The sequence below is a fragment of the Pseudomonas sp. NPDC087639 genome (assembly GCF_044743385.1).
Lineage (GTDB): Bacteria > Pseudomonadota > Gammaproteobacteria > Pseudomonadales > Pseudomonadaceae > Aquipseudomonas.
In genome coordinates, this window is record NZ_JBIUWI010000114.1 from 1 (window position 1) to 8,172 (window position 8,172).

Annotated in this window: 10 protein-coding genes; 1 reads left to right on the plus strand and 9 read right to left on the minus strand. The window is 58.4% G+C overall.

Annotated elements, in window-relative coordinates; genetic code table 11:
* Positions 1-164: integrase core domain-containing protein (locus ACIOVB_RS26325; protein WP_401272145.1), on the plus strand; the 164-nt coding region annotated here is incomplete at its 5' end.
* 62 nt (positions 165-226) lie between these two features.
* On the opposite strand, the gene ACIOVB_RS26330 is transcribed toward ACIOVB_RS26325, so the two are convergent.
* From ACIOVB_RS26330 to ACIOVB_RS26370, 9 genes are all read right to left on the minus strand, one after another.
* The gene (locus ACIOVB_RS26330; RefSeq protein WP_401272140.1) at positions 227-2,320 is read right to left on the minus strand and encodes an LTA synthase family protein; all 2,094 of its coding nucleotides are present in this window, start codon (positions 2,318-2,320) and stop codon (positions 227-229) included.
* 316 nt (positions 2,321-2,636) lie between these two features.
* Positions 2,637-3,242: an START domain-containing protein gene (locus ACIOVB_RS26335; RefSeq protein ID WP_187677753.1), complete on the minus strand. Its 606-nt coding sequence runs from the start codon at positions 3,240-3,242 to the stop codon at positions 2,637-2,639.
* 41 nt (positions 3,243-3,283) lie between these two features.
* Positions 3,284-3,538 carry a YkgJ family cysteine cluster protein gene (locus tag ACIOVB_RS26340; protein ID WP_187677754.1) on the minus strand — a complete coding sequence of 85 codons (255 nt, stop codon included), beginning with the start codon at positions 3,536-3,538 and terminating at the stop codon, positions 3,284-3,286.
* A 166-nt stretch (positions 3,539-3,704) separates the two neighbouring features.
* Positions 3,705-4,184 (minus strand): translation initiation factor 2, encoded by a 480-nt coding sequence (locus ACIOVB_RS26345; RefSeq protein WP_401272141.1) that lies wholly within the window; start codon positions 4,182-4,184, stop codon positions 3,705-3,707.
* A gap of 78 nt (positions 4,185-4,262) precedes the next feature.
* Complete coding sequence (locus ACIOVB_RS26350; RefSeq protein WP_401272142.1) at positions 4,263-5,702, minus strand: PLP-dependent aminotransferase family protein; 1,440 nt, start codon at positions 5,700-5,702, stop codon at positions 4,263-4,265.
* A gap of 201 nt (positions 5,703-5,903) precedes the next feature.
* Complete coding sequence (locus tag ACIOVB_RS26355; RefSeq protein ID WP_305439095.1) at positions 5,904-6,716, minus strand: OmpA family protein; 813 nt, start codon at positions 6,714-6,716, stop codon at positions 5,904-5,906.
* Entirely contained in the window at positions 6,713-7,069 is a 357-nt protein-coding gene (locus tag ACIOVB_RS26360; protein WP_401272143.1) for a DUF4398 domain-containing protein, read from the minus strand. The genes ACIOVB_RS26355 and ACIOVB_RS26360 overlap by 4 nt, the downstream gene beginning before the upstream one ends.
* A gap of 9 nt (positions 7,070-7,078) precedes the next feature.
* Entirely contained in the window at positions 7,079-7,900 is an 822-nt protein-coding gene (locus ACIOVB_RS26365) for a substrate-binding periplasmic protein (RefSeq protein WP_401272144.1), read from the minus strand.
* Between the two features lie 80 nt (positions 7,901-7,980).
* A partial coding sequence (locus ACIOVB_RS26370; protein WP_222931631.1) for an FAD-binding protein occupies positions 7,981-8,172 on the minus strand: 192 nt, incomplete at its 5' end.

The following is an 8,172-nucleotide window of genomic DNA, read 5'->3' on the forward strand; positions in this document are numbered from 1 at the left end:
AGCGTGTGAACGGGATATTGAAAAACGAGTTATTGCTGCATCGCCCCAATGATTTTGCAGAGGCCATCCGGATGGTGGACGAGTCGGTGCAGATCTATAACAACGAGCGGCCTCATCTGTCGCTGAAATACAAAACGCCCGATGCGGTGCATCGGGCGTTTTGAGGCTGAAACAGGTGTAAACCTATTTCAGGACTAGACACGCGCAGCTTTCTTTTACAGATCGATCAGTCCGGCTTGCCGTGGATCACACCAGCGGTGTTATCCATCAGGCTCTTGGTCGCCGTTTGCAGGAACGCTTCGAGTTTGAGTTTCAACTCGGCGGTGCGCGCTGCATCCGGAATCACTTCGGCTTGCGGATTGGCCCCCAATTGGTACTGCCAGACCTTCGGCCCCATGCCCTTGTCTCTCGGCAACACCAGAATCTGGTCGGCAGTGACGATGGCGGTGGTCTGATCGCTGCCCGACGGCTTGATCACACCGAAACCGGTGTCGCCCGCCGGCAGGTTGAGCAGGTCACGACCCCAGCACTGATGACGCACTTCACCACCCAGACGCCCCATGATGGTCGGCACGATGTCGATCTGCGTGCCCACGGTGTGGTCACGGGTACCGAACTTCTCTTGGATGCCCGGTGCGATCATCAGCATCGGCACGTTGAAGCGGCCCAGGTCCATTTCAGTGATCTGACGCTCGTTACCGAAACCGTGGTCGCCGACGACTACGAACAGGGTCTCTTTGAAGTACGGCTCCTTACGGGCCTTCTCGAAGAACTGACCCAACGCCCAGTCGGCGTAACGCATGGCGGTCAAATGCTCGTTGAGCGAGCCTCGATCGGTCACGCGCTCGACCGGCAATGGCGTCGGCAAGGCGTACGGCGTGTGGTTGGACAGGGTTTGCAGCAGCGCGTAGAACGGCTTGCCGTTTTCCCGCGCCTTGAGCTCCAGCAGACCACGGTCGAACATGTCCTGGTCGGACACGCCCCAGGTCGGATCGGAGAACACCGGGTTGACGAAGTCATTACGACCAATGAAGTTGGTCATGCCCTGGTTGCTGAAGAAGCCCGACTGGTTGTCCCAGGCGAAGTCGCCGTTGTAGACGTACACGTCGTCGTAATTACGGGCGCTGAGCACCTGCGGCAGGCCGGACAGCTTGTGGCTGCCTTCCGGAGTCTGCATCAGGTATTCGAAGCCCGGCAGGTTCGGGAAGCAGGCCATGGTCGCGAACATGCCCTGGTGGGTATGCGTACCGTTGGAGAAGAAACGGTCGAACAGCAGGCCTTCCTTGGACAGTTTGTCCAGGTAAGGCGTGATGTTGCCCGGAGCGCCCAAGGCGCCAACCGAGTGACCGGCCATGCTTTCCATCAGGATCACAACGACGTTCTTGATCGGCAGGGTCTTGTCGGTCGGCGGCGTGTAATCACGGCGCACGGCGGCAATATCGGCATCGACCAGTTTTTCGTCAGGCATCAGCAGCATGTCACGCACGACTTTCTGCGCCTGCTCTTGCGGCAGCGTGGCTTTCCAGATGTTGTCGCGATCCTCGCCCATGCGGGACTTGGCGGCCTCGATCAGCGACAGCGTGGCGTTAAGGCCGAGCTGGTTGGCGAAGTTGGAATCGGTGGTGTAGACATCACCCCAGCGCATCGGCGGACCTTGGCGCAGAGTGCCACGGGCCGCGACTACGCAGATCAGCAGGCAAACCACGAACACCGCAAGGCGCGTATACCACGGCGCCACTTGGCGAGTGCTGACGCTGCCACCGCTGAATGGCCCACGTGGACGCGTGGCACGGTCGGCGCCTTTGAACGCCAGAGTCAGGATCACAGTGCCGATGACCCAGGCCAGCAGATAGCGCACCACCGGGAAACCGTACCAGAGCATGCTCATCACGGTTTTCGGGTCTTCCTTCACGTACTGGAACACCAGGCCGTTGAGGCGCTGGTGAAACTCGCGGTAGAAGTCCATCTCCATCAGGCCGAGGAACAGCGCGATGCTCGAGGCGACGGTCAGCCACAGACGGAAGAAACCGCGCGCTGCCATGGCCCGCGCACTGAACAGTGACAGCACCAGCGGAATGCAGAGGTAGACCACCAGGCGCAGGTCGAAACGCAGGCCGTTGGCGAAGGCTTCGAGGAACGTCGAAGCCGGGGTATCGAGGATCATCTCGCGGTTGTAGACCAGCAGCGCGAGGCGCAGCACGGAAAACATCACCATCATGACCAGCGCACAAAGCAGCGTGTAGGCCAGATGCGATTTGACGGTCGGTTGCAGCAGGCGACTGGAAGATCGCTGCTGATTCAGGGCGTCCGGGTTTGCCATGTCGTTTTAGGACCCATTGGAAGTTGAAGTTGCAAAAATACAGCGGCGCCATGCCCTCTATTGGTCATTCCCGACCCTGGGGCGTGCGCGGTGCGCAAATGTTGCACGATCACCCGCGCCATTGCCATTGATTACTACCACGCCGCTGGACACTCTCATTTAATGCCGCAGCAGACAGGTACAGCATGCAAACAGCGCGGGCGAATTGTCTTGAACGCATTGTGAAAATTTCGTTCAACGCATATCTGGAAACACAATAAAGCTCTAAAACAAAACGCCCCGAATTGTTCGGGGCGTTTTACTGCAAGCGCGGCGATTACTTCTCGGCACGTTCTTTCAGAGCTTTAAGGGTGTTGAACGGGGCGTCGACGACAAACTTGTTGGCAATCATCGACGGCACGCTGCCGCCTGGCTCGGTGTGCACCTGGTAGGTCACTTCGACCTGATCGCCCTTGGGCACGAACTTCCAGAAACCCTCGACCTTGACCACGCGGACAAAACCTTTCTCTTCAGGAATGTACTTCGGTACGCCTTCAAGGTTGCGAGTCAGGCTGCCATCGGCGCCCTCAACAGTGGTGATGCGCAGCACCGAATCACGCGGGGTGACTGGCCAAGGCGTGTTGAACTGGCTGTAAGTCCAGCTCTGATCGCCCTCGTGCTTGAGCAGTTTCTGGGTCTTGCACTCGTGAATCCACGCACAGGCGCCGGAGACGTCTTCCTGCAGTGCGCGCAGTTTGGCGATGGTGGTCTTCATCAGGGCGACGCCCTGATAGGACTTGTAGTCCGAACCCGGCACTTCACTCAGGGAAACCTTGATGCCGTCCTCGTTCTTGGCGACCTTCCAGTCTTCAGCCTGAGCGGCCGAAGTCGCCAGCACGGCAGTCAAACCACACAACACAGCGATACGGTGCAGCGAACCCATAGTCTTATTCCTTATTGTTGAAGTTCCGTTCGTTTGACACATCACGCCGCCGTCATTTGCTCCCACCAGCCGATCAACCTGATCGCTTCTTCCGAACTGCTGCCACACACCTCGACATCGGCAGCGAAGCCGGAACAGACCGCCGGGCGCTCTGGACGGCCGAAAATGCTGCACAGGTTTTCGACCGAGAGTTGCACGCAACGTTCGCCGGCAGGTTTGCCATCAGGCATGCCGGGAATCGCCGAGCTGATGGAAGGGGCAATGCAGCAAGCGCCACAGCCTTCACGGCATTTCATGACGAACAAGTCCTCGCAACGGGTAATGTGTAAAAAGAGACGCGGACAGGGTAACCGCTAAAACGGCTGTTTCAAATTCCCTGAACCGGGGTTTTTACGGATAAGTGAAAATGACTGACCAGTCTCCGACAAAGCGTCTGCTTCGCGGGTCACAGATGGGTGGCTTTTACTGTTTGAATTCGAAATCCAGCGCCGCGCCTTCCACGTCCCGGCGCTCATCGTTGCGCAACTGCAGCTGCATTTCGTTGCTGAGCAAACGGCCGTTGAGCTGGAATCCGCTGTTTTTCTCGCCAAACATCTGCGGCAGGATCGCTTCACGCTTGGGCAGCGGGACAGTGCCTTCAGGTTTCAATTCCTGGACCATGTCCCTGGGCAGACTCAGGTCCAATTTGGCTGGCGGCAATTTCGACTTTGCTATTTCACTGGCGGGTTTGGACTTGGAAGCCACCGGTTTGCGTTTCTTCACCGGGGTGGCTTTCTTGGGTTGCGCTTTTTTTACCGGGACGGCTTTTTTGTTCGCCGCCGGCTTTTGCGCCGGGGTCGTCGCTGCCGGTTTATCCTGAACCGCAGCCGCCATGACCTCTGGCGCATGACTGATCATCAGCGAAAAAATCACAATCCCGGCGGCAGAAAAAATCGCTTTCATGGACCCAACGACACTAACGGCAGAGGGCCATATGCTCGCTTGTTGAGCGCCACAAGACAAGCATCACCGGCCACTCGTTCAGAATCCGCCAGTCGTTTCCTGGCACAGTTGGGTTGCCAGCAGGCCCAGCGTCATCAACGCCCTCTCCGCCTCGCGGTTCCACGGAATGCCGCAGTTCAGGCGGATACAGTGGTTGAACTGCTCGGTATTACTGAAGATCAGGCCCGGTGCGATGCTGATGCCCTGCTGCAATGCGCGGACATGCAATTCCTGAGTATTGACCCGTCCCGGCAGACTCACCCACAGGATGAAACCGCCCGTGGGCCGGGACATCTGCGTGCCTTCGGGGAAGTACTGCTGCACCGCCAGCTGGAACGCGCTGAGGTTTTTTCGGTATTCCTGGCGGATGTACCGTAAATGCCGGTCATAACCGCCGTTTTCCAGATAAGCGGCAATCGCCATCTGCGTCACGCTGCACGCCGAATGCGTGCTGAAGGTCTGCAAGCGCTGAATTTCCTGCTGATACTTGCCGGCGATCATCCAGCCGATGCGTACACCGGGCGACAGGGTTTTGGAGAAGCTTGAGCAATAGATGACTCGGTCAAGCCGGTCGTAAGCCTTCAGCGCTTTGGTGCGGCCCTGTTCGAACATCAATTCGCCGTAGATATCGTCTTCGACGATCTGAATATCGAAATCCGAAGCCAGGCGCAGCAGTTGTTTCTGCCGCTCTTCAGGCATGGTGCCGCCCAGCGGATTGCTCAGGCGTGTGGTCAGCACAAGCGCCTTGATCGACCACTGGTTGGCGGCCAGTTGCAGTGCTTCGAGGCTCATGCCGGTGGCAGGATCGCTGGGAATCTCGATGACTTTCAGGCCCAGCAGGTCGGCCAGTTGCAACAGTCCGTAATAGGTTGGCGACTCGGCGGCGATCAGGTCGCCCGGTCGGGTCAGCACGCGCAATGACATCTGCAAGGCATCGACACAACCGTGGGTGATCACGATTTCCGAGGGATCAACCACCACGCCGGCGTCGCGCATGCGGATCGCCACTTGCCGGCGAAGCGGTTCGAAGCCCGGGCTGAACATGTAGCTGAAGGCCCGTGGACTGTGGAAGCGAGTGACTTTGGCCAGTTGCTGATGCAGCGCGCGCACTGGCAGATAGTCAACGCTCGGTACGGCGGCGCCCAACGGGAACACACCTTCGCGGCGCGACTCGACCAGAACTTGTTGGATGATGCTGCTGCGCGTGACCAGACCAGGCCGTTCGACCCGGGCTATATCCGGCGTAGGCGCCGTCAGCGCCGGGGTCTGGTGCACGTAATAACCGGACTGTGGCCGCGCGCGAATCAGGCCCTGATCTTCGAGGTTGGCGTAAGCCTGCAACACCGTTGCATGGCTGACGTTGAGCTGCGAGCTCATCTTGCGCACCGATGGCACGCGTTCTCCCGGTTGGTAGACACCACGGCGGATGTCTTCGGCCAGTTGCTGAGCAATACGTTGGTAGAGCAAGAGATTGGTCATGACGCAGCACTCGATTTCACGGGCATTTTATTCTTGTGTGAAACAATACCGGAACAGTTTAGAAGTGTACTGGGACAGTTGTCACTCTAGTCGACCATACAGTGCAGTGTCTGCCACAACTGTATTGATTTGCGAGCTATTCGACAGACGTAAAAAAGCCCGGCGCTGCATGACAGCCCGGGCTTTCCAGAGACGCAACCCTTAACGGGCGGCGCCAAGCTGGCCTTTTTCGTCGGAGAAGACAATTTCCACCCGACGGTTCTGTGCGCGTCCACGCTCGGAAGCGTTGGCATCCACCGGGTATTCGTCGCCGTAACCTTCGACCTGAATGCGTTTGTCGTCGATGCCCAGGTCCATAAGCACATCGGCTACCGACTGCGCGCGGTCGCGGGACAGCTTGAGGTTTTCCTGTTTGCCGCCGGTGCTGTCGGCGTAACCCTCGATACGCACCACGCGTTTCGGATTCAATTGCAGGAACTGCACGATCTTCAGAACGACGCGGTTGGCCGAGTTTTTCAGCTCCGCTTCACCCGTATCGAACAGCACATCGCCAAGAGTCATCACCAAACCGCGATCAGTCTGCGTGGTGGCCAGAGCGACGATCTGTTCTTCAAGCCATTTGCCCTGCTGCTGAACGCTCAACAGTTTCGATTCGCGCAGCGCCAGTTGCAGGCGCTGACGCTCCAGTTCGAGTTTGGCTGCGCGCTCTTCGTTGAGCACCTTATTGGTGTGTTCGCGAGCAATTTCGCTGTATCGCTGACTCAGGTAGGCGTAATGCACCACGTCCGAACCGCTGCCCCAATAAGTGGACAGGCGATCGGCACGGGCCAGGGATTCGCCGGCGCGTATCACGTCCTTCGGCGCGATACGCAGCACGTTGGAATCTTCCTTGACCTTCTGGAAGTCGGCGCTGGCCTCTTGCAGAGCGGATTCGCTGTGTTGACCGGCGCAGCCATACAGGCTGGCGCAACCGGCGAGGATCACACCCCCGAGAACTTTGGACTTGAGGCTCATTGGGCATCTCCCAGTTGCTTGCGCAGACGGGTGATGCGGGTGTTGAGCACGTTCAGTTGTGCTTCGCTCTTTTGCGTCAGCACTTTGGCTTCTGCCAGACGCGCGTCGAGTTCGGCCTGTTCGGCGCGCATGCGCGCGTTTCGGTAGGACTCATCGGCCATGCTGCCCTTGGCCCGGTTGTACTTGGTTTCCGCCAGTTTCATTTCCGGCACATCATCGGCGGTCGCGCCGACGGCCTTGGCCTGGGCGATGGTTTGTTCGGTCAGGCGCATTTGTTCATTGGGTGCCGGATCGGTCGCGCAACCGGCCATGGCCAGAACGGCCATCGCCGCGAAAAGAGGTCGAATACTCACTAAGAATCCCTACTGTTTTGGGGCACTGACAGGTTGTTGCGGCTGTTGCTGCTGCGCCTTCCAGCGCTCGATATTGCGTTGCAGCGCGGTTTCCGTCAGTCCGGACGCGGGCAATTCTGTCATCTTTTTGGCCAACTGTCCGCGCAACCACGGATCGTTGCACGCCGAGTTATGAGAAACCGCCAGATACAGCCCCGGTCGATCAATGGGTTGCTCGAAGGCCAGCAAGTCATTGGCCATGCCCAACGCCTGCGCGGCGGCCATGCCCGAGTAACGTCCGGCGAGTACATATTCCACCTCTCCCAGGAGCAATTTCTGAAAGGCCTGGGTGAGGTTTGCTGTCCGAGTAAGGGTCAATTGCTGATCAGCGAAGGTGCCAAATGCCTGGGTCATTCGAGACTTTTCCGACAAGCCACCGGAATGGCCGTGCAGGTCTTTGGCTTCGGTGTAGGCCAGAGTCGAGCCTTTACGTGTCCACACCAGGTAATCATTTTCCAGCAGCGGCGGATGGATGTAGTCGAAGTTTTCCAGCTCGTTGAGGGTCAGTGGCGCATCGGCCAGCATATCCATACGGCCACTGCGCACTTCATCGAGGGCCTGTGATCGTTTGCCCGCGTAGAGCAACTCGACCTTGATACCCAGGTCTTTGGCCACTTGCTGCAACAGATCGGCACTGGCACCGATCAATTGCTTGGGATTCTGCGGATCCTGCCACAGGTACGGCGGCGCGTCCGGGCTGCCGGTGACGACGAGGCGCTCGCACTTGCCGGCGGCCGTTGCCAACCCAGGCAATAGGGCCAATCCCAATAACAATCCGCAGCGCAGATCCATGGCAAAACGCTCCCACTCAGAACCGAGACAAAAAAAAGCCCAACCAAAAGGTCGGGCTCTTTATAAGTGAAGCCGCTGGATTAGACCAGCTTCTCCAGCTCAGGTACGGCTTCGAACAGATCCGCCACCAGACCGTAATCGGCCACCTGGAAGATCGGGGCTTCTTCGTCCTTGTTGATCGCAACGATCACTTTGGAGTCTTTCATCCCGGCCAAGTGCTGGATCGCGCCAGAGATACCGACCGCGATGTACAGCTGTGGCGCAACGATCTT